The organism is Streptomyces sp. Ag109_O5-1 (assembly GCF_003814875.1).
Lineage (GTDB): Bacteria > Actinomycetota > Actinomycetes > Streptomycetales > Streptomycetaceae > Streptomyces > Streptomyces sasae.
Genome location: NZ_RKQF01000001.1, coordinates 1,566,448 through 1,586,616, shown reverse-complemented (window position 1 = coordinate 1,586,616; position 20,169 = coordinate 1,566,448). Strand labels below are relative to the sequence as shown.

Below are 20,169 nucleotides of genomic sequence, written 5' to 3'. Positions count from 1 at the left end.
GTGTTGCTTGGAGGACACCATGTCCCACACCTCTGTTAACAGGGGCGCTCACCAGACGCCCCACCAGGACCTTCACAGCGAGCAGGGGGCCCTGCGCGGAGAGCACCCCGGACGTTCCCGGAATCCCGTGATCAAGGTGGCGGACCTGGCCTGGCTGGAGTTCGAGAAGCCGGACCTGGACCGGGCCGAGGTGTTCGCCCGTGACTTCGGTTTCGCGATCGCCGCCCGCACCGAGCACGAGCTGTGGCTGCGCGGCACGTTCGCGGGCTCACCCTGCATGGTCATCCGGCGTGGGCGCGCCTCCCGCTTCCTCGGACCGGCGTTCCGCGCGGCCGAGCGGGCCGATGTGGACCGGCTGGCCGCCGCCGTCGGACACACGGTCCGGGACATCGACGTACCGGGCGGCGGACGGTCGGTCACCCTGTTCGATCCTTCGGGCCTGCCGGTCCGGGTCGTGCACTGTGCCGAACCGCTGCCCGCGCTGCCCGGACAGCCGCCGCTGACCCTCAACACCGGCATCGAACCCCGTCGTACGAACGCCCCCCAGCGACCGCCCCGCGAGCCGTCCCGTATCCAGCGGCTGGGCCATGTGGTGCTGGAGACACGGACGTTCGCCCGCACGCTGGACTGGTATCTGGACACCCTCGGGATGATCGTGTCCGACTTCCTGTTCCTGGACGGGCAGCGCGGGCGCGGGCCGACCATGGCGTTCGTCCGCTGCGACCAGGGCGGCACGCCCGTGGACCACCACACCCTCGCCCTGCACCTGGGCCCCGGCAACGGCTACGTCCACTCCGCCTACCAGGTCACCGACCTGGACTCGATCGCCGCCGGCGGGGAGTACCTGGCCGAGCGCGGCTACCAGCGCAGCTGGGGCATCGGCCGGCACATCCAGGGCAGCCAGCTCTTCGACTACTGGCGCGACCCCGACCGCTTCATGCTGGAGCACTTCGCCGACGGCGACCTGTTCTCCTGCGACCTCGAACCCGGATGGGCGCCGATGTCGGCGAGCGGCCTGGCCCAGTGGGGGCCGCCCGTCACCCGCGACTTCCTGGGCACCAACCCGTCCCCCGCCAAGCTCCGCGAGGTCATGACGGCCCTGCGCGAGGACAACGAACTCGATCCCGCACGCCTGCTGGGCCTGATGAAAGCGATGAGCTCATGAGCACCAACGTTCTGCGCACCCCCGACGGGTGGTGGGTCGTCCGGGAGGGACGCGCCGTCCGCATCGACACCAAGGCCGTCACCACCGCGGAACTGCTGGCCGACCGGGACGCGGTCCGCGAGGCCGCCGCCTCCACCGAGAGCGGTGCGCCCGTCACAGACCTGGTGGCACTGCCCCCGGTCACCACCCCCTGCCGGGTGGTCGCCCAGATGGTCAACTACCGCAGCCACGCGAAGGACTCGGGCTTCACCGGTGACATTCCGCCCACCTTCTTCCGCAAGGCATCCGGCTCGGTCAGCGGCCCCCACGAGACGATCGTGCGCCCCGCGCACGTGGAGTTCCTCGACTACGAGGTGGAACTCGGCCTCGTCATGGGTGCGCGGCTGCCGGTGGGCACCGTTGTGGAGGAGGATGACCTGCCCTCGTATGTCGCCGGGCTCGTCCTGACCAACGACGTGAGCGCCCGCGACGTGCAGCTGACCAAGACCCAGTTCTACGAGAGCAAGTCCTATCCGACCTTCACACCGACCGGGCCGTACCTGGCCCTGCTGGAGCCCGAGGACTTCGCCCGTCTGATCGACCTGCGGCTGCGGCTGTCGGTCAACGGCGTGCCGCGCCAGGACCGCACGCTCGCCGACATGATCGTACGGCCCGCACAGGCGCTCACCCTGCTCGCCCGCTTCCAGACCCTCGATCCGGGCGACCTGCTGCTGACCGGCACCCCCGGCGGTACGGCCCTGAAGGCTCCGCCCGCGCCGGTCGCGAAGATCAGTGCGCTGCTGCCGCCCGCGCTGAAGTGGAAGGCGTTCTTCAAGGGTCAGGCCAAGAACCCCCGATACCTGCGTGACGGCGACCTCGTCACCGCCACGATCGCCACCTCCGACGGGCGCATCGACCTCGGCGAGCAGCGGAACGCCGTGGCGGACGGAAGGTGAGCGCCGCATCCCGGAGACCGGTGGTGATCATCGGTGCGGGACCCGTGGGAGTCACCGCCGCGCTTCTGCTCGCCCGGCAGGGCGTGCGCAGCCTCGTCCTGGAACGCCACCGGGACGTCTACCCCCTGCCGCGCGCCGTCGTCGTGGACGACGAGGTGCGCCGGATCCTGCAGAGCGTCGGCATCCACGAGGAGTTCGCCGCCGTCGCGCGTCCCGCTCGCGGGCTGCGGCTGCTGGACGCCCGGCACCGCGTGATCGCGGAATTCGCACGATCCCGGCACGGGCACCACGGCTTCCCGCAGACCAGCATGTTCGACCAGCCAGAGCTGGAACGCCTGCTCCGCGCCGCCCTGGTGCGCCGCCCCGAGTGTGAGCTGTGGCAGGGGGTGGAGGTCGTGTCCGTCGCCCAGGGCGCCGATGTGTCACACGGTCCGGCGGGGCCGGTCCACGTCACCTTCCGTCGCGACGGCAGCGACGAGGACGAGCACCTGTGGGCCGATGCCGTCCTCGGCTGCGACGGCGCGGGCGGTCTCACTCGTGACGCCATCGGCGCGGTGTGGGAGGACCTGCACTTCGAGGAGAGCTGGCGGGTCATCGATGTGCGCACCAGCCGCCCGGTGCGCACCTGGGAAGGCGTCGACCAGATCTGCTGCCCCCACCAGCCCGCCACCTTCATGCGCCTCGGTGAGGACCGCTACCGCTGGGAGTTCCGGCTGGCCGACGACGAGTCCCTGGACGGACCGGGCGGGCTGGAGCGCCTGCGCAAGCTGGTCGCCCCCTGGGTGGACCTGCCGTCCGATGCTCCGTCGGGCGACGACTTCGAGGTGATCCGGCAGGCGCAGTACACCTTCCGGGCCCGCCTCGCCGACCGGTGGCGCCGGGGACGCGTCTTCCTGCTCGGCGACGCCGCCCACCTCACCCCGCCTTTCATCGGGCAGGGTCTGTGCGCGGGCCTGCGCGACGCCCACAACCTGACCTGGAAACTCGCCCGTGTTCTCCAACAGGGCGCAGCCGACGGACTGCTGGACACCTACGAGCGCGAGCGCAGGCCGCACGCCCGCCACATGATTCGGCTCGCGGTCGCCCTCGGCTGGGCCATGACCGGCGGACAGGACCGCGGCGCGGCGCTCCGCCGGGCCCTCGTGGGCGCGGTCTGCCGCATCCCCGGTGTCGCCTCGGCGGTGGGCCGCGACCTCAGCCCCGCACTCACCGCCGGGCCGCTCGTACGGCGCCGCCCCGGGCTGCCCGGCCGCGTGCTCGCCGGCACCTTCTGCCCACAGCCCTGGGTGATCGTCGACGGCAGGCGAGTCCGCCTGGACGACGTACTGGGAGACTCCTTCGCCGTCCTGACCGCCGTGCCTGCCACCCCGCAGATGACGGCGGTGGCCACGGCACTGGGCGCGCCCACGATCCACGTCGGAGACCTGGGCGACGACGGCACCCTGGCCGCCTGGCTGGCACGAGGCCGGTCGGACGCCGTCCTGCTGCGCCCCGATCGCGTCGTGCTGGACACCGCCCCGGCCGGTACCGGCTCCTTCCCGGATACCGCCGCCTGGGCCTCCTTGCTGCACGCGGCCGGCCGTACCACCGCCGCCCGGCCCGCCCCCTGACCAGGAGCACCACATCATGACCACACCGCACCCCACTCCGTATCCGGAACCGTTCCTCCCTTCCGACTCGAAGGCGGCCGCCGGCAGCCGTATCGCGGACTTCGCGCGCTGGGCCGCCCGGCACCGCGGCGCTGAAGACGCCCACGAACCCACCGACTACCAGGCCCTCTACCAGTGGTCCGTCACCGACCTGGAGGGTTTCTGGGCCGCGGTGTGGGAGTACTTCGACATCGACGCGGCGACTCCCTACGAGCGAGTGCTGGCCGAGGAGACCATGCCCGGCGCCCGCTGGTTCCCCGGCGCCACCCTCAACTACGCCCACCACGCGCTGCGCAACCTGCACCCGGACGCCCCGGCGATCACCGCGCTGGACGAGACCGGAGCAGGCTACGAGATCACGGGCCGGCAGCTGCGCGCGCAGGTCGCCTCCGTCGCAGCCACCCTGCGGGACCTCGGGGTGGCAACGGGCGACCGGGTGGTCGGCTACCTGCCCAACACGCCCCACGCCCTCATCGCCTTCCTCGCCACCGCGAGCCTGGGCGCGGTGTGGTCGGTGTGCGGCCAGGACTACGCCCCCAAGGCCGCGGCCGACCGTTTCGCCCAGCTCGAACCGACGGTGCTCGTCACCGCGGACGGCTACCTCTTCAACGGCGCCACCCACGACCGCCGTGCCGCCTCGCTCGAACTGGCCGACGCCCTGCCCAGCCTCAAGGCCACGGTGCTCGTGGACCACGTGGGCCTTGCCTGGCCCGAGAACCAGCACCCGGAGGGGACGGTTCCCTGGGACGACGCGGTCACCCGCACCGAGTACCTCACCATCGCCCCGGTGCCGTTCGACCACCCCCTGTGGGTCGTCTTCTCCTCCGGCACCACCGGCCTGCCCAAGGGGATCGTCCACGGGCACGGCGGGGTCCTGCTCGAACACCTCAAAACCCTTGGACTGCACACCGACCTGGGTACCGGGGACCGTCTGCTGTGGTACACCACCACCCACTGGATGATGTGGAACCTGGTCGTCTCCACCCTGCTGACCGGCGCCACCACCTGCACCTACGACGGCAGCCCCGCACCGCAGGCGCGCCCGGACGTCCTGTGGGAACTGGCGGCCCGCCACAAGGTCACCGTCTTCGGCACCAGCCCCCAGTACCTGCTGGCCATGGCCAAGCTGGGCATCGACCCCTCGGTGCACGACCTGTCGGCGATCCGCGCCATCGGCTGTACAGGCTCCACCCTGCCCGCCTCCGCCTACCCCTGGGTCCGCGAGCACGTGGGCGCAGGCGTCCAGCTGGCCTCCACCAGCGGCGGCACCGACGTCGTCTCCGCCTTCGCCGGCAGCGCCCCCACGACACCCGTCTGGGCGGGCGAGCTGTCCGCCCCCAACCTCGGCGTGGCACTCGCGGCCTACGACGGCGCGGGACGGGCGGTCGTCGACCAGGTCGGCGAACTCGTCGTCACCCGTCCCATGCCCTCCATGCCGCTGTACTTCTGGAACGACCCCGACGGCAGCCGCTACCGCGACGCCTACTTCGGCGCCTATCCGGGCGTGTGGCGGCACGGCGACTGGATCACCCGCACCCCCCACGGCTCGGTGATCGTCCACGGCCGCTCCGACGCCACCCTCAACCGCAACGGCGTACGCCTGGGCAGTGCCGACATCCACGACGTCGTCGAACGCCTTCCCGAGATCACCGAGGCCCTGGTCATCGGCGCGGAGGAATCCGACGGCGGCTACTGGATGCCCTTGTTCGTCGTCCCCGCACCCGGCGTCACCCTGGACGACGCCCTGCGCGACCGGATCCGCGCCGCCATCCGCACCGGTGCCTCACCCCGCCACGTGCCCGACGAGATCCTCGCCGTGCCCGCCATCCCGCACACCAAGACCGGCAAGAAACTCGAGGTCCCGGTCAAGCGCCTGCTCCAGGGCGCGGCCCCGGAACAAGTCCTCAATCCATCGGCGGTCGACAACCCGGATCTGATCGCCTACTTCGCCGGCCTTGGAGCCGAACGCCGTCAGGCCCGTCACGGGCATACCGGCAAGGACGTTTCATGAGCCTCTCCGCCTCACTGGCCTGCCCCATCGTGTTGATCTTCGCCCTGCTGGGCGTGACCAAGATCCTGGCGCTCGGTCCGATGCCCGAGCTGGCAGCCGACGCCGGCTTCACCACCGCGGCCTACCGGATGATCGGTACTCTCGAGCTGGCAGGCGCCGTCGGAGTGGCCCTGGGCCCTGCCCTACCGCTGTACGGAGGCCTGGCCGGCGCCGGACTCCTGATACTGCTCACCGGTGCCGTGACCACGCACGTGCGCAAGCGGGACGGGCTGCCCAAGCTCGTCCCCGCGGTGGTGTGCGCCGCGCTGGTCGCCTGGTATCTCGTGCTCCTCACCGACGTGTGATCCGCCCCGGGCGTTGTCGGCGGCCACTGCGGGACCCGACCCGTCGCGTTCACCGACTGCTGCCGGCAGGCCGGGAGGCCCTTCGCGTCCGGGCGCGTGGCTGTCACTGAGTGCTGTGAGCGGGCCCATGCCGGGACTGGCACACTGAATCTGTGGTTCCGCTGACGGCCGCGGCCGCACAGAACGCGTCCTCGTCACTCACGGGCGCGAGCGTGGTGTCGGCCTGCGCATTGCTCTTCACTGTCGCGTCGTTCTGGTGGCTCAACGCCAGACAGGGGCGCCTGAAGGCGTGGGAGCCCCATTCCTTTGCAGCGATAGTCCACTCCTCCATGGCCCGCCTGCGGCTTCCGCTGGTCCTTCACAACACCGGCCCCAAGCCGATAGTCGTGCAGGACCTCATACTGACCTTCCCTGACGAGCCCGCCTCTCATCTGCCACTGCTGTGGGTGTCCTCACCGTCTCGTCTCCAGCCGGGACCGGACGAGGAAGCCAAGCTGCCGGCCGGTTTCGTCGTGGCAGGCAGAGAAGCGCGGCAACTCTTCATCGAGTTCGAGGCACCGTTCTCCGGATTCCTTCCGGAGGCTCGTGACTACCGGGTCCAGGTACAGGCGAGGGTCGGCCACCGCAAGGGGTGGCGCCCTTTGCTGACGTTCACCTTGAGGGCCGCCAGCATCGTGGATCCCGATCGCTACACCGTCTACAACAACGCCCCGATCGAACTGACGAAGGAGGACCGGAAGAGGGCAGACGCTGCGCTTCTCGAACTGTTGGACGAGCAAGGAGATGCTTCGCCGCCGAGCGGGAGGAACCAGCGGGACTCCTCCGATGACGACGGGACCACCGGCACGAGTCGTTAGAGGAGCCAGGACGAAGGCACGTCGAAGCGGGGATGGAACGGTGAACCGTGACGTTCCGCCCCCGGCCGTATACCGAAATCCGGGCCGGGTCTCGCGCGTGCCTCCGCTCGTCCCGAGCAGACGATCTCGGTCACCTCTCGCCCCGGGCACGGGGCGGACAGCGACGCGGCGGTCGTCGTGTCCGCCCCGAGACGGACGTTGCCGGCTAGGCGGCGGGGGTGAGTTCGGCGCGGCCGAACAGCAGGGCGTAGCCGGAGGGGAGCCGGCGCAGGATGCGGGTGATCAGGTCGGGACCGGCGCAGGCGGCGACGGCGGAGAAGACGGATCCGGTGTCCCAGCGGGTGGTGGCCTGGGAGGCGCCGGTGCGGGCGGCGAGGTCCTTGACGAAGGCCCAGCCGGTCAGGGGTTGGGTGTCGGGGATCTGGGCGGTGAGGATGCGTGCTGCTTCGAAGGGCAGGCGGGCGGCCAGTTCGACGCGTTCGTCGCCGGTCAGCTGGCGTCCCAGTCCCGAAAGGACGAGGCGGACGGCTTCCTCGGCCTTCTCGCGGGTGGGGTAGGCGCCGTCGTAGCGGACCTTCTCCAGCATCTGCTCGTAAGCCCTGTTGTAGGGCTGCTGGAACGGTGCGGGTCGGTCGGACATCACTGCGGTGGTTGCCTTTCTGTCACCAGGATCGTGGTGGCCGGTACACGGCCACCGGGGTGGGTGGTCACGTGGGCCGAGGGCGGCCGAAGAGGAGGTCGTGGCCCGTGGGGAGCTGGAGCAGAATCTGTCCGAGGCGGTCGTCACCGGCTGCGCCGGTGACGGTGGACAGGACGGCGCCGACGTCCCGGGCCGCTCTGCAGCGGGATGTGCAGGGTCAGGGAAAAGTCTTCCGGCAGGCGCGCCGCCAGCTGGGCGCGCACCCCGTCGGCCAGGTGTGCGCCCAGCAGGGCGACCACCGCGCGGGCCGCGCAGTCGGCTTCCTGCAGGGTGGCGTACTCGCCGCGCTTCTTGCATGGTCGAGGAACGCCTCGCGTCGCACTGTCACGTCGGCCGCCCCCTTCTGCGGTTCCACGGGCGCGGAGGACGGGCGCGAGGGGCGATCGGATACCCGTCCTCCGCCGCTGCTCAGCCCAAGTCCGTCCGATTCAGCCGGAGATCTCCTTGCGGCCGGGCCCGGAGCCGGCGCTGATGGCGATCTTGCGGGGCTTGGCGCGCTCGGCGATCGGGATGCGCAGGGTGAGCACGCCCGCGTCGTAGTCGGCCTGGATGTGCTCGGTGTCCAGCGTGTCGGCCAGCACCAGCTGGCGGGAGAAGACGCCCAGCGGCCGCTCCGACAGCTCCATCTGTACGTCGTCGGCCTTCGCCACCGGCCGGCGCTCGGCCTTGACGGTCAGCATGTTCCGTTCGACGTCGATGTCGATCGCGTCCGCGCTGACGCCGGGAACGTCGAAGGCCACCACGTACTGGTCACCCTCGCGGTAGGCGTCCATGGGCATCGGGGACGGACGCGACCAGGTGCCGGGGCCCATGAGCTGCTGGGCCAGCCGGTCGAGTTCACGGAAGGGGTCGGTGCGCATCAACATCGGAAAACACCTCCAGGAAGGTCGGGCAGTTGCTGCCAATGCGCTTCGCTGAATCCGTTGTAACATGTCATCCAATGGATGACAAACATGATGTCGTCCACAGGATGACATGTTGAGGGAGGTGCCCATGACCCCGGCCGACAAACCGGCCTCACCCAGCGCCGAGGCGAACAGTCCGGCGTCGTTCCTCGCCGCCGCGGCAGCCCTGCACGCCATAGACGACGCCCTGCACGCCGCCCGGCACCAGGCCCCGGACGCTGCCGAGACACACGATGTCGGCCAGGAGCAGGCCCTGGCCTCGCTCCTGCTGCTGCGGCAGGTACGCGAGCAGCTCGCCGGATGGGAAACCGGCCTCATCGAGACCGCCCGCCACGCGGGCGCCAGCTGGGCCGACCTTGCCCAGCCCCTCGGCGTCGCCAGCAGGCAGGCCGCCGAACGCCGATATCTGCGCAACCGTCCCGGCCCGGCGGGAACCACCGGCGAGCAACGCGTCCAGGCCACCCGCGAACGCCGCGCCGCCGAACGCACCACCGCCACCTGGGCCCGCCGCAACGCAGCCGACCTGCGCCGTATCGCCGGCCAGATCACCGCACTGACCGACCTGCCCACCGCGGCCCGCCTCCCGCTCAGCCAGCTCCACGCGGCCCTGGCCCACGACGACCCCGCGGAGCTCATCCGCCCCCTCCACGCCACCCGCCCCCACCTGGCCACCACCTACCCCCACCTCGTGGCACGACTCGACACCCTCACACCCCCATGAACCCGCCGGTTGCCTCAGGGCGTGGGCGGCACGAGGAGCCGGCGAGCGGGGATCGTCTTGGCCTCATTCCCCTCCGGGCTGCCCGGGTTGGCCGTGCTGGAGCGGCAGGTGTCAGCGGGACGCCTGGGCATGCGGACCTGTCTCCCGTCTGATCCGAGCCGAGGCGACGTGCGGCGCGGGAAACGGTCAATCCCGTCGCGGGAAACGATCTCTATCGGCGCCGTGTAGTCCCTGACCAGCGCATTCCGTCGGCGCCCCGCATGTGCTTTCTCTCTCTGACTTTGTTCACGATTCGACATGTCCGTCCGCGGGCTGACAGGCCGACGCCCCGGTACTGCCTGTACTTGAGGGCGTGGTCACCGGCGTGACTCTGGCCATGTGACCGGGCTCGTGGCCTGTGACGTGGTGCATGTCGTCCCCGGAGGCCTGCGCTGTGCGGGGCCGTCCGGACCTTGGGATGGCGGCCCGTCCCCGGTGTCGACGGGAACTGGCCGCCTGCTTCATCGAAGTCGCCGACCCTCGCACCGGGCCATTGGATGTGTCACCGACGAGAACCAGCCGGGAGTCGCCCGGCCGGCCGCCGCTGTCCCCGACGGCCACCAGAAGGTCATCCGCCGTTGATCAGAGACTCCCCGGCCCGGGTGCTCCGGCTCAACAGCGCGTCGGCTGAACGGCCTCCTGAGCGGAGGCGGTCGAGGCAGGCATGTAGCCGGCCCGGGGTCTCGTGGCCGGTGAACCCGATGAGGTGCAGGGCGAGTACGACCTGCCCGGTGGCATCGCGGACGGGGACGTGCATGGAGGTGACGTCGATGAGATTTTCCACCGGTGTGTGCAGTCAGCGCCGTCCGGGCGGCAGATCAGGTACCTCTGCGGCATAGAGCTGGGCCACTGGCACCATCGGGACCGGGCCGTCCAGGAGTATCCGCGAGTTCTTACTGGCGCGGTCCACTGTTGCGCGCTCTTGCACGCTCAACAGCTCGGCACCTTCTTCTCTGGGGCGGCGCCACGCCTCGGCGAGAATGCTGCGCCGCAGCCGTACATCCTCGGGTGAAACGCCGTGTTGCCACGGACCACTGTGCTCCGGACAAGTGGGCCATGGTTCGCGTGCGGGCCACAACATCGGTCCGCCGATCGAACTGTCGGTCGACGCCGGGGCACCGGCCCGAGGGTGCAGCCGTACAGCGCTGCGAGCCATTGGCGCGAGTTCGGGGAAGTGAACGGTGACATCGACCGGGCGAGGCGGGGTGGTGCGCATGCGCGAGAGGATATGCCCCACCAGCGACCTCGCCGTGCGCTGGTCCGGGCGGGAGGGACCCCCTGCATCTCGAGGCAAGGACGAGGCTCTCTCGACCCTGAGTTGTGGGAGTCTGCGGGGTGCGAGGTGCTGCTCTGGCAGTCTGATGCCGTGGATGATCTCGTCGGTATTCAGAAGCCGCTCCGCCGTCTGACGGAGGCTGCTGAAGCGGTTGCGGAGCTGGAGCGCGCTGTGCCGGGCCTTGCCGCACTCCGCTTCGCGGTACCACTGGACCTCGACTGGACAAGGCTGGAAGCGAACTTGGGTCTGGCCCTGCCCGCCGACTACAAGCTGCTCTGCGAGTTGTTCCCGGCGTTCGAACTCGGCAACTTCATGGCCTTCGGAGGACCTGACCCCGGCCATGAGCATCTCTGGCTGAAGGGCGCACGCGAGGAGCTTGAAATCATCGACGAGTGGCTCGGGTACGCCGACCTGACCGTACCCATGCACACGTATCCCGCGCCGGGCGGCCTGCTGCCGTGGTCGACGTCGAACGAGGGTGACATCTTCCTGTGGAGCACCGGTGGGGAAGGGCCGGAGGAGTGGACGGTCACGGTTGCCTCACGCAACGGCGACTGGTGGCACTACGAGGGCGGGGTGGCCCAGTTCATGGCGGACCTGGTCGGCGGCAGGCTGGAGCTGTGGGGGCTACCGTCGGTGAGCTGTGAAGTGAATGCCCGCTGAGGAGTCGGCGGACGCGGCAGGTCGCCGATGAGCGGCAATGCCGACGCAGCGGGGAAGTGCGTCGACAGCTTCAAGCTCCCGTGTCCCGGCAAGTCGTACGAGGGGTATTGACGGACCTCGCCGACACCTTAAGATCACTGCTGCTCGAAGTACCGATCGCTGTACGAGATGTCGAACAAGGTCGGTTGGCGGCTTCGACGGGCTGCCCTGTTCCGGCCGGTACGCAACCCAACGGTCTGTCACAAAGGAATGAGCCGCATGCCTGCAGAATCCGGAGTGCCGCGCAGAACCGTACTCACTGTCCTGGGCGCCGCCTCCCTCGCCGGGACCTTCGCCGCCGATCCCGCCGGGGCCGCCGAACTCACCGGCACAACCCCGAGCGCCACTGCCGCGGACCTCCCCGCCGCAGCCGCCCACTGGACCTTCGACGAAGGCACCGGCACCTTGGCCGCAGACTCCTCCGGCAACGGTCGCACCGCGGCGATCCAGGGCGCGGCCGGCTGGGACACCGGCAAGGTCGGCCCCCACAGCCTGAGCCTCAAGGCGGGCGGCAACGCCACGGCGTCCGGGCCGGCCCTCGACACCTCCCAGGCGTTCTCGGTGGGCGCCTGGGTCAACCTCGCTCAACTCGGCGGCTATCAGACCGCCGTCAGCATCGACGGCAAGGTCGTCAGCGCCTTCTACCTGGGGCTGCGCGACGACACCGGTACCTTCGCCTTCGCCCGGCTCGACTCGGACGCCACTCAGAGTGCCGCGGTGGCGGCCGCCGCTTCAGCGCCTGCCACCGACACCTGGACCCACCTGGTCGGCGTCAGCGACCCGACCGCCGGCGTCATTCGCCTCTACGTCAACGGCGTTCTGGAGGGGGAGACCACCTACGCCGCGGGCTGGGCCGGCAACGGCGACACCGCCATCGGCCGTGCGCTCTACGGCGGTGGGCAGGTCGACCAGTGGCACGGCCTGATCGACGACGTGTGGATGTTCCCCTCCGTCCTCACCTCCGACCAGATCGCGGCACTGGCCGGCGTCCCGGTGGAGACCACGACGCCGCTGCTGAGCGTGGACGTCGGCACCCCCGCGCATGCCGTGTCGCCGATCCTTCCGGGCCTGATGTTCGAGGACATCAACCACTCAGGCGAGGGCGGCATCTACGCGGAGCTGGTGCAGAACCGCTCGATGATGGCCGGCGACACGTCGCCCGTCCACTGGTCCGCCGTCGGCGGAACGACCCTCGCCCTCGACACCGCCGCCCCGCTCAACGCCGCACTCGACCGTTCCCTCAAGGTGATGCTGTCCAGCAGCACCGGCGCTGGAAACCGGGCCGGTGTCGCCAACGACGGCTTCTGGGGGATACCCGTGCGGCCCAGAACCACTTACACCGCCCGTCTGTTCGCCAAGGCGTCGCGACGCATCGGCCCGCTCACGGTGGCCATCGAGTCGGCGGACGGCGCGACGGTGTACGCATCCGCCCACGTGCCCCGCATCGGCACCGTCTTCCCGGGCCGCCCGTTCGAGTTGACCCTGCGCACCAGTTCGCGTACCCCCGTGGTCGGTGACGCAAGGCTGACCGTCACCACGGCCGACCCCGAGGCCGCGGGCGAGACCCTGTGGCTCCAGCACGTGTCCCTCTTCCCGCCCACGTACAACAACCGGCCCAACGGCCTGCGCATCGACCTGATGGACAAACTGGTCGCTCTGAAGCCGAAGTTCCTGCGTTTCCCCGGCGGAAACTTCGTCGAGGGCAACACCATTGCGACACGGTTCAACTGGAAGAACACCATCGGTCCGGTCTGGGAGCGCCCCGGCCACATGGACGACGCCTGGGGCTACTGGTCCACGGACGGCCTCGGACTCCTCGAATACCTGCAATGGGTCGAGGACATGCACGCCCAGCCGGTCCTCGCCGTCTACGCCGGCTACTCGCTCAAGGGTGAACACGTCACCGGCGACGCGCTGGGGCCGTTCGTCCAGGACGCACTCGACGAGATCGAGTACGTCACCGGTCCTGTCACCAGCGCCTGGGGCGCACGACGTGCCGCCGACGGACATCCGGAGCCGTTCCCGCTGGAGTTCGTGGAGATCGGCAACGAGGACTGGTTCGACTCCTCGGGGTCCTACAACGAGCGGTTCGCTGCCTTCTACGATGCGATCAAGGCGAAGTACCCGCATCTGAAGCTGATCGCCACGACGTCCGTGACGAGCCGCACCCCGGACCTGATCGACGAGCACTACTACCTCGCGCCGTCCGCTGCCCAGGCCTCCACCCACAAGTACGACAACCGGGACCGCAATTCGACCAAGGTGTTCGTCGGAGAGTGGGCCGCGCAGGAGGGCCGCCCCACACCCGACCTCAACGCGGCACTCGGCGACGCCGCTTGGCTGGCCGGGCTGATCCGCAACTCGGACCAGGTCCTCATGGAGTGCTACGCGCCGCTCTTCTCCCACGTCAAGAACAACGTCTGGGCCACCAACCTGATCGCCTACGACAACCTGACCAGCTACGTGTCGCCCAGCTACTGGGCACAGCACATGCTGACGAACAGGGTAGGCAACACGGTGCTGCCGGCCACCGCGCGTGCGCTGCCCGGTCTGGCCACCGTGGCCACCCGTTCCAGGAACCGCCTCTACCTGGCGGTCGTCAACTGCGGCACGGAGAAGGTGAACGTGCCGGTCGAGCTGAAGGGGCTGGTGAAGGGGGTCAAGAGGCGGGCCACCGCGACGGTCCTGACCGGCCCCTCGCGCGCCACGACCAACACGCTCACAGACCCGGACACGTTGGTGCCCAGGACGAGCACCGTGACCGGCGCGGCAGCATCCTTCACCAGCACCGTGCCGCCGCTCTCGGTCACCGTACTGGAACTCGTCCTGACCTGATCGGCCACTGGCCGGCGCGGAAGGATGATCATGGCCGAGCGGAGTCGCCCGAACGGGCTCAGCAACACGATGGAACGCACCAGGTCGGCGATCGTCGCGGCCGCCCGCGATCTCGCCGACACCGGGGCGGAGATCACGACGCCGGCAGTCGCGGCCGAGGCGCGGGTCTCCGAAGCGACCGCCTATCGCTACTTCCCCGACCTACTCCTGCGCGCCGCCGTGATGACGGAGGACTTGGTCGCGGTCCTGCGGTCGGCGACCCGCGGCGACGACCCGGTCGAACGGATCGGTCAGGCCGCGGAGATCCTCGGCCGGGCGGTGCTGCGCAGGCAGGGTGCCGTCCGGGTGGTCGTCGCCTCGACCATCGCGAAGCCCTCGACGTCCGACCCGAACACGGCCGGATCGGCCGGCAGCATGCCGATATCGGCAAGGCGGTCACCGCCCGACGCGACCGCCAGAGCAAGGTCCAAGGGGATCTTCCCGGGATCGTGGACGGCCCAGGGCTTCCGCCGGGGCGCCAGTGCCGCGGATATCGTCTGGTCAAGGCCCGTCTTACGGACCGTCTCCGGTAGCAGGGCCGCACCGGCCTGCGTGACCACCTGCCGACCGTCTCGCCCGACACGGACACGCGGGTACGACGAGACAGGCTCTCTCGGCTGGGAAGCGTACTTTCCCTTGCAGCCAACAGGACCCTCAGCAAGTCCTGTCCTTGCAGCTCAAGGGCACTGTCCGTGTTTCTGATCAACTCCCGGACAGCCCGCCTCATGAAAGCGCGAGGCTAGGTGCGGGCCTTTCCGGAGGCGGGATGTGCGCCGGCGTGGGGTGCGGTCATGCCGAGCAGGATCATGGCGTCGTGGTCCGGGGTGCCGGGTTCGGCGACGTAGATGCCCAGGCGGTGGCCGGGAGTGCCTTCGAGTTGCATGCCCTGGAAGGCGAGGGTGACATCGCCGACCTGGGGGTGGTGGAAGGTCTTCGGCTTCTGGGCGTGGCCGGCTCGGGCGACGTCGTAGCGTTCCCAGAGTTTGGCGAAGTCGGGGCTTTTCAGGAGGAGTTCGCCGATGAGTCCGGCCAGGTCGGGGGCGTCGGGGTCGGTGCCTGCCAGGGCGCGTAGGCGGGCGACGCAGCCGCGGATCTGGGTGCTCCAGTCGGCGTAGAGGTCACGTGACCGGGGGTGGAGGAAGAGGTAGCGGGCGAGATTGCGCTGCCGGACCGGCCACTTCTCGATGCCTGCGTACAAAGCGAGCGCGCCGGGGTTGGCGGCGAGCAGGTCCAGGGTGCGGCTGGTGACGTGGGCCGGGCTCGGCCGCAGGTTTTCCAGCAGCAGTTTGACCTTGGGGCTCACGGCGCGGCTGGGGGCGGCCGGGGGGACGGGCGCGTGGTGGGCGGCACGGATCGCGAGGTCGCGCAGGTGGCCCTGCTCGTCCTCGTCCAGTTTGAGTGCGCGTCCGAGGGCCTCGACGACGGCCAGGCTGGGACGGGTCTCCCTGCCACGCTCCAGCCTGGTGTAGTAGTCGATGCTCACGCCGGCCAGCGCGGCGACCTCTTCACGGCGCAGCCCGGGGGTGCGGCGCACGCCGGTGCCGGGTGTGAAGCCGACCTCGGCCGAGGTGATCTGGGTGCGCCGGGCGCGCAGGAAGCGCCCCAGTTCCGTACCTCCGCCGTCTTGCTGCCGTTCGGGTGCCATGGCACCAGTGTGGCCCGCGCATGACGTGCTTGCCGCGGGCGAGGGGGGCCGCGCCACACCCCCGTGCCACACCCCCCTTCGCGCTCCCCGGAGCAACTCGCCCTGCCGCGTGGCCGCCGCAGAGGGCACGGTTTCGACAGGGATCACCGAGGAGTGAGGCGGCCACCGCCGCTGAGCAGACGAGATGGCCTTCGAAGGCTCCACACTCCGCGTCCTGCGCCACCGGACCGACCTGGACGGCGACGCCTGACGCGTCATCGAATCGCACCCGCTGCCCGCTCGGTTGCCTCTCGAGCACAGCGGCCTGGTGGCGTAAGGCCAGGATCTCTGCATCCTTCTCCCGGTCACTCATCGGCAGCAGTCGCAACAGCACGACCACCCGTCATGTCGCGGTGATCCGTGCTCACGCGGGGGCATATAGACGTCCACCGCGTCACGACGCTCGGGCACCCGTGGCAGCTGCTCCCACCTGCATGGATGAGGTATTCGGCAAGGGCAGGCCCGGAACGGAGAACGCCTCGCCGCCCCGTCCGCCTCCGATCAGCCCCCGGCTCGCCGGATTCCGCCCCGCAGGGCGATGTCCCGGGCGAGCGTGAGACTCCCGATCAGCTCGGCGCGGGTGCCGAGGGCGGACGCGACGACCAGGACGCGGTTGTCGAAGCCCGGTTGGGCGAGCCGTTCGATCGAGTCGCGGACGCCGTCGACGAACGCCTCGCCCGCCTGGCTCATCTCGCCGCCGATGACGACGGCCGCGGGGTCGAGCAGTGCGCACAGGTTGGCCAGGACGCGGCCGAGGGTACGGCCGGACTCGGCGAGGATCTTCCGGGCCACCGGATGGCGGGCGATCTCCGGCAGCCGGGACCGCAGGTCGGTGTCGCCGGGGTAGAAGTGCCGGACCTGCTGGAGCACCTGGCGGACCGAGACGATGGTCTCCAGGCAGCCGCGGTTGCCGCACCGGCACCAGTCTCCGTCCGGGATCACCTGGGTGTGCCCGATCTCGCCCGCGGCCCCGAAGCTGCCGCTCACCGGGATCCCGTGGACGATGAGGCCCGCCCCGATGCCGTCGGACGCCTTGACGTAGATGAGGTTGCCGCGGTGGTCGGCGCCACCGTGCCGGTGTTCGGCGAGGGCTCCGAGGTTCGCGTCGTTGTCGAGGGAGACCATCAGTCCCGTCCGGGAGCCCAGTTCGGCCGCCAGATCGAGTCCGGACCAGCTGGACAGGATGGTGGGCGAGGCGATCGCCCGTTTGCTCATGTCCAGCGGCCCCGGTATGCCGACGGCACACGCGCTCACGGGCCCGTCGACCGTGAGCCGGACCTCCTCGACCGTCTGCCGGATCATGTCGGCCGTGATGTCCAGGGCCGCGGTCGGCCGGGCGTCCACATCTATCGCCACCCGCCGCTCGGCCCGGATGGTCAGGTCGAGGGTGGCCGCGGCGACGGTGAGATGCCGGTGGCTGACGTCCACTCCGATGACCGCGCCCGCCGGATAGCACGGCCGAAGGCGGCGCCCGGGGCGCCCACGGCCGCCCTTGTTCTCCCCCTGGTGCTCGGTCAGGAGCTCCTCGGCGAGGAGGTCGCGGACGGCGGCCGCGACGACCGGACGGCTCATGCCGAGCGCCGTCTGCAGTTCGGGTCGCGACGCGCTCCCGTGCCGCCGGACATGGGCCAGGACCTCGTCACGTGCCGACACGTGTCACCTCCGTCGTGAGGGCGTCAATTTATGTCTGGCAAGAGCGGAATTCCAGAGGGTTGACGCATCGAATGTGCGGATTTAACTTCCTTGAGCGTTCGATCTTTTATAGAGCCACCTGCTTTGACTCGAATTCTGTCCAGCGGAGACATAAATCGTCGAGCACTTCAGTGGTGAGGGGTCCGCATGGAACTCGATCGGAGATCGGTACGACGCCGCGGCAGCCGTTTACGTCGTACGGCGCTGATCGCGGGAGTGAGCGCGGCGCTCCTCGCCGGGAGCGCGGCCGTGGCTCCCGGTGCCTCGGGCGCGGGCAGCGCGGGCGTGACCGTCAAGGTGTCTGCCCGCGTCGCCGCCCTCATCGGCCGGATGACGCTGGACGAGAAGTTGTCCTTCGTCCATGGCGGCACCGATCCGAAGGCGCTCGGGCAGGCCGGATACATCCCGGGGGTGCCCCGCCTCGGCATCCCCGAACTGCGGCTGACCGACGGCCCGGCGGGCGTCCGGGTCAACGAGCACGCCACCGCGATGCCGGCACCGGTCGCCCTGGCCTCGTCCTTCGACGACCGGCTGGCCCGTGAGTTCGGCCGGACCGTCGGACGCGACGGCCGTGCGCTCGGCCAGGACGTCCTCCTCGCCCCCATGACGAACACCATCCGGGTGCCGTACGCGGGGCGGAACTTCGAGACCTTCAGCGAGGACCCGCTGCTCAGCTCCCGCATGGTGGCCGGCGAGGTCGAGGGCGTCCAGAGCCAGGGCCTGATCGCCACCGTCAAGCACTACGCGGAGAACAACCAGGAAGACAACCGCATGGGGGTGAACGTCAACGTCGACGAGCAGACCCTTCGGCAGATCGAACTGCCCGCCTTCGAGGCCGCCGTCAAGGCCGGTGCCGGGGCGGTGATGTGCTCCTACAACTCGGTGAACGGCAGCCACGGCTGCGGCAGCGGCGAACTGCTCGACTCGATCCTCAAGGAGCAGTGGGGCTTCACGGGCTGGGTCATGTCGGACTGGGGCGCGACCCACGCGACGACCGACATCGTGAACGGCCTCGACCAGGAGATGCCGAGCGGTGTCTATCTGGGCGAGGAACTGAAGACCGCGATTACCGACGGCACCATTCCGGTCTCGGAGCTGAATGATTCGGTCGCGCGCATTCTGCAGCAGATGACGAAATTCGGCCTCCTCGACGGTGCGGCGACCCGGCGGCCGGTACGCGATCCGAAAGGCGGCGCGAAAGTCGCCCAGAAGGTGGCCGAATCCGGCGCGGTCCTGCTGAAGAACACCGGCGAAGCGCTTCCGCTGACCGGCGAGGACAGCAGCATCGGACTCATCGGCCCGACCGCGAAGACACCGAAGGTCACCGGCGGCGGCAGCTCCAACGTCGTACCGGACTCCGCGGCCTCGCCGCTGGACACCATCACAGCGCGGGCCGGCCGGCACACCACGGTGCGCTACGCGGCCGGCGGCGACACCGGCGACCCCATTCCCGCCTCGGCCCTCAGCCCCGCCCTGCCGGTCGACGCGGACGGCACGATCCCCGTCACACCGGACGCCTCCTTCGACTACAGCGGTACCCTCACCGTGCCGACCGAAGGCGACTACTCCTTCGTCTTCGATCTCCCCGCCGCCTACGGCCTGTTGAAGATCGACGGAAACAGCGTCATCACCGGCTTCCTGGGCTCCAGCAGCGCCACGGTGCACCTCACGGCGGGAGCGCACAGCTTCGCGGCCGGTGCCCTCGCGATCCAGGGCGGACCGACGAAGATCCGGCTGGACTGGGTCACCCCGCAGGCCGCGCAGGCCGCGCGGGAGCAGGCGGTGGCCCTTGCCCGCCAGGTGAAAACCCCCGTCGTCTTCGCCTACGACGACGGCACCGAGGGCTTCGACCGCAAGAACCTCTCCCTGCCGGCCGACCAGGACGGGCTCATCTCCGCCGTCGCCGACGCCAACCCGAACACGATCGTCGTCCTCAACACCGGATCGTCGATCACCATGCCGTGGCTGTCCAAGGTCAAGGCGGTCCTCGACATGTACTACCCCGGGGAGAACGGCGCCGAGGCCACCGCCGGGCTGCTCTACGGTGACGTGAACCCCTCGGGCAAGCTCACCCAGACGTTCCCCGCGAACGAGTCCGGCACACCGGTGGCCGGCGACCCGCTCAGGTACCCGGGAGTGAACAACCAGGAGAACTATTCCGAGGGCGTCTACGTGGGCTACCGCTGGTACGACAAGGAGCAGGCCGCCCCGCTCTTCCCCTTCGGCTACGGACTGTCGTACACCTCCTTCGCCTACCGCGACCTCGCGGTACGGCAGAGTCACGGCGCGTTGACCGTCTCGTTCACCCTGAAGAACACCGGCACCCGCGCCGGTGCCGAGGTCGCCCAGGTCTACGTCGGCGCGAGCCCGGGGACCACCGCGCCGCAGGCGGTGCGCTCGCTCGGCGGCTACCAGAAGGTGCGTCTGCGCCCGGGTGAGTCGAAGACTGTACGCATCCGGGTCGACGCCCAGCAGCTGAAGTACTGGAACACGTCCTCCCACGCCTGGGTGCTCGGCACCGGGAAACGGGACGTGTGGGTCGGCTCCTCGTCGCGGACGCTGCCCCTGCGCGGCAGTGTCGGCGTCACCCGCTGACCGCCCGGTTCCCCGCATCC

Annotated in this window: 15 protein-coding genes and 3 pseudogenes; 11 read left to right on the top strand and 7 right to left on the bottom strand. The window is 70.1% G+C overall.

What is annotated here, in order from left to right:
• Positions 1-19 precede the first annotated feature (19 nt).
• From EDD90_RS07170 to EDD90_RS07145, 6 genes are all read left to right on the top strand, one after another.
• Positions 20-1,165, top strand: coding sequence for a VOC family protein (locus EDD90_RS07170; protein WP_123972291.1), 1,146 nt, complete (start codon positions 20-22; stop codon positions 1,163-1,165).
• Positions 1,162-2,100 carry a fumarylacetoacetate hydrolase family protein gene (locus EDD90_RS07165; protein WP_123972290.1) on the top strand — a complete coding sequence of 313 codons (939 nt, stop codon included), beginning with the start codon at positions 1,162-1,164 and terminating at the stop codon, positions 2,098-2,100. Before EDD90_RS07170 ends, EDD90_RS07165 begins: the two co-directional genes overlap by 4 nt.
• On the top strand, positions 2,097-3,710 hold the full coding sequence (locus tag EDD90_RS07160; protein WP_123972289.1) for a bifunctional 3-(3-hydroxy-phenyl)propionate/3-hydroxycinnamic acid hydroxylase: 1,614 nt from the start codon (positions 2,097-2,099) through the stop codon (positions 3,708-3,710). Before EDD90_RS07165 ends, EDD90_RS07160 begins: the two co-directional genes overlap by 4 nt.
• Before the next feature lie 16 nt (positions 3,711-3,726).
• On the top strand, positions 3,727-5,760 hold the full coding sequence (locus tag EDD90_RS07155) for an acetoacetate--CoA ligase (protein ID WP_123972288.1): 2,034 nt from the start codon (positions 3,727-3,729) through the stop codon (positions 5,758-5,760).
• Complete coding sequence (locus EDD90_RS07150) at positions 5,757-6,104, top strand: DoxX family protein (RefSeq protein ID WP_123972287.1); 348 nt, start codon at positions 5,757-5,759, stop codon at positions 6,102-6,104. The genes EDD90_RS07155 and EDD90_RS07150 overlap by 4 nt, the downstream gene beginning before the upstream one ends.
• A 152-nt stretch (positions 6,105-6,256) precedes the next feature.
• The gene (locus EDD90_RS07145; RefSeq protein ID WP_123972286.1) at positions 6,257-6,961 is read left to right on the top strand and encodes a hypothetical protein; all 705 of its coding nucleotides are present in this window, start codon (positions 6,257-6,259) and stop codon (positions 6,959-6,961) included.
• Positions 6,962-7,166: 205 nt separating this feature from the next.
• Here the strand turns inward: EDD90_RS07145 and EDD90_RS07140 are convergent, their stop codons facing one another.
• The 3 genes and pseudogenes from EDD90_RS07140 to EDD90_RS07130 all read right to left on the bottom strand — a co-directional run bounded on the left by EDD90_RS07140 (position 7,167) and on the right by EDD90_RS07130 (position 8,527).
• Positions 7,167-7,601: a DUF2267 domain-containing protein gene (locus EDD90_RS07140; RefSeq protein ID WP_123972285.1), complete on the bottom strand. Its 435-nt coding sequence runs from the start codon at positions 7,599-7,601 to the stop codon at positions 7,167-7,169.
• Positions 7,602-7,668: 67 nt separating this feature from the next.
• Positions 7,669-7,989: pseudogene (locus tag EDD90_RS56855) on the bottom strand (DUF2267 domain-containing protein).
• A gap of 100 nt (positions 7,990-8,089) precedes the next feature.
• The gene (locus EDD90_RS07130) at positions 8,090-8,527 is read right to left on the bottom strand and encodes an Hsp20/alpha crystallin family protein (RefSeq protein ID WP_123972284.1); all 438 of its coding nucleotides are present in this window, start codon (positions 8,525-8,527) and stop codon (positions 8,090-8,092) included.
• A 127-nt stretch (positions 8,528-8,654) separates the two neighbouring features.
• On the opposite strand from EDD90_RS07130, the gene EDD90_RS07125 reads away from it, so the two are divergent.
• A complete protein-coding gene (locus tag EDD90_RS07125) occupies positions 8,655-9,287 on the top strand; it encodes a type III effector protein (RefSeq protein ID WP_123972283.1) in 633 nt (210 codons plus the stop codon).
• A 607-nt stretch (positions 9,288-9,894) separates the two neighbouring features.
• Here the strand turns inward: EDD90_RS07125 and EDD90_RS07120 are convergent.
• The gene (locus tag EDD90_RS07120; RefSeq protein WP_123972282.1) at positions 9,895-10,110 is read right to left on the bottom strand and encodes a hypothetical protein; all 216 of its coding nucleotides are present in this window, start codon (positions 10,108-10,110) and stop codon (positions 9,895-9,897) included.
• Between the two features lie 582 nt (positions 10,111-10,692).
• On the opposite strand from EDD90_RS07120, the gene EDD90_RS07115 reads away from it, so the two are divergent.
• From EDD90_RS07115 to EDD90_RS58885, 3 genes and pseudogenes are all read left to right on the top strand, one after another.
• Positions 10,693-11,265, top strand: coding sequence for an SMI1/KNR4 family protein (locus EDD90_RS07115; RefSeq protein WP_123972281.1), 573 nt, complete (start codon positions 10,693-10,695; stop codon positions 11,263-11,265).
• A 258-nt stretch (positions 11,266-11,523) separates the two neighbouring features.
• Positions 11,524-14,139 carry a LamG-like jellyroll fold domain-containing protein gene (locus tag EDD90_RS07110; protein ID WP_123972280.1) on the top strand — a complete coding sequence of 872 codons (2,616 nt, stop codon included), beginning with the start codon at positions 11,524-11,526 and terminating at the stop codon, positions 14,137-14,139.
• A 24-nt stretch (positions 14,140-14,163) separates the two neighbouring features.
• A pseudogene (locus EDD90_RS58885) lies at positions 14,164-14,325 on the top strand (TetR/AcrR family transcriptional regulator); the annotation flags it as partial.
• Between the two features lie 200 nt (positions 14,326-14,525).
• Here the strand turns inward: EDD90_RS58885 and EDD90_RS07100 are convergent.
• From EDD90_RS07100 to EDD90_RS07085, 3 genes and pseudogenes are all read right to left on the bottom strand, one after another.
• Positions 14,526-14,738: pseudogene (locus EDD90_RS07100) on the bottom strand (IS1380 family transposase); the annotation flags it as partial.
• 179 nt (positions 14,739-14,917) lie between these two features.
• Entirely contained in the window at positions 14,918-15,823 is a 906-nt protein-coding gene (locus tag EDD90_RS07095; protein ID WP_123972279.1) for a helix-turn-helix transcriptional regulator, read from the bottom strand.
• A 540-nt stretch (positions 15,824-16,363) separates the two neighbouring features.
• Positions 16,364-17,515: an ROK family protein gene (locus EDD90_RS07085; RefSeq protein ID WP_123972278.1), complete on the bottom strand. Its 1,152-nt coding sequence runs from the start codon at positions 17,513-17,515 to the stop codon at positions 16,364-16,366.
• 186 nt (positions 17,516-17,701) lie between these two features.
• Between EDD90_RS07085 and EDD90_RS07080 the strand changes: the two genes are divergently transcribed.
• Positions 17,702-20,149, top strand: coding sequence for a glycoside hydrolase family 3 C-terminal domain-containing protein (locus tag EDD90_RS07080; RefSeq protein WP_260327686.1), 2,448 nt, complete (start codon positions 17,702-17,704; stop codon positions 20,147-20,149).
• The last annotated feature ends 20 nt before the right edge of the window (positions 20,150-20,169 follow it).

What these genes read in the sequence shown, in the direction of transcription:
- EDD90_RS07170 (WP_123972291.1), top strand. Translation starts at nt 20, where the DNA reads ATGTCCCACACCTCTGTTAACAGGGGCGCTCACCAGACGCCCCACCAG.
- EDD90_RS07165 (WP_123972290.1), top strand. Translation starts at nt 1,162, where the DNA reads ATGAGCACCAACGTTCTGCGCACCCCCGACGGGTGGTGGGTCGTCCGG.
- EDD90_RS07155 (WP_123972288.1), top strand. Translation starts at nt 3,727, where the DNA reads ATGACCACACCGCACCCCACTCCGTATCCGGAACCGTTCCTCCCTTCC.
- EDD90_RS07150 (WP_123972287.1), top strand. Translation starts at nt 5,757, where the DNA reads ATGAGCCTCTCCGCCTCACTGGCCTGCCCCATCGTGTTGATCTTCGCC.
- EDD90_RS07140 (WP_123972285.1), bottom strand. Translation starts at nt 7,601, where the DNA reads ATGTCCGACCGACCCGCACCGTTCCAGCAGCCCTACAACAGGGCTTAC.
- EDD90_RS07130 (WP_123972284.1), bottom strand. Translation starts at nt 8,527, where the DNA reads ATGTTGATGCGCACCGACCCCTTCCGTGAACTCGACCGGCTGGCCCAG.
- EDD90_RS07125 (WP_123972283.1), top strand. Translation starts at nt 8,655, where the DNA reads ATGACCCCGGCCGACAAACCGGCCTCACCCAGCGCCGAGGCGAACAGT.
- EDD90_RS07110 (WP_123972280.1), top strand. Translation starts at nt 11,524, where the DNA reads ATGCCTGCAGAATCCGGAGTGCCGCGCAGAACCGTACTCACTGTCCTG.
- EDD90_RS07095 (WP_123972279.1), bottom strand. Translation starts at nt 15,823, where the DNA reads ATGGCACCCGAACGGCAGCAAGACGGCGGAGGTACGGAACTGGGGCGC.
- EDD90_RS07080 (WP_260327686.1), top strand. Translation starts at nt 17,702, where the DNA reads ATGGAACTCGATCGGAGATCGGTACGACGCCGCGGCAGCCGTTTACGT.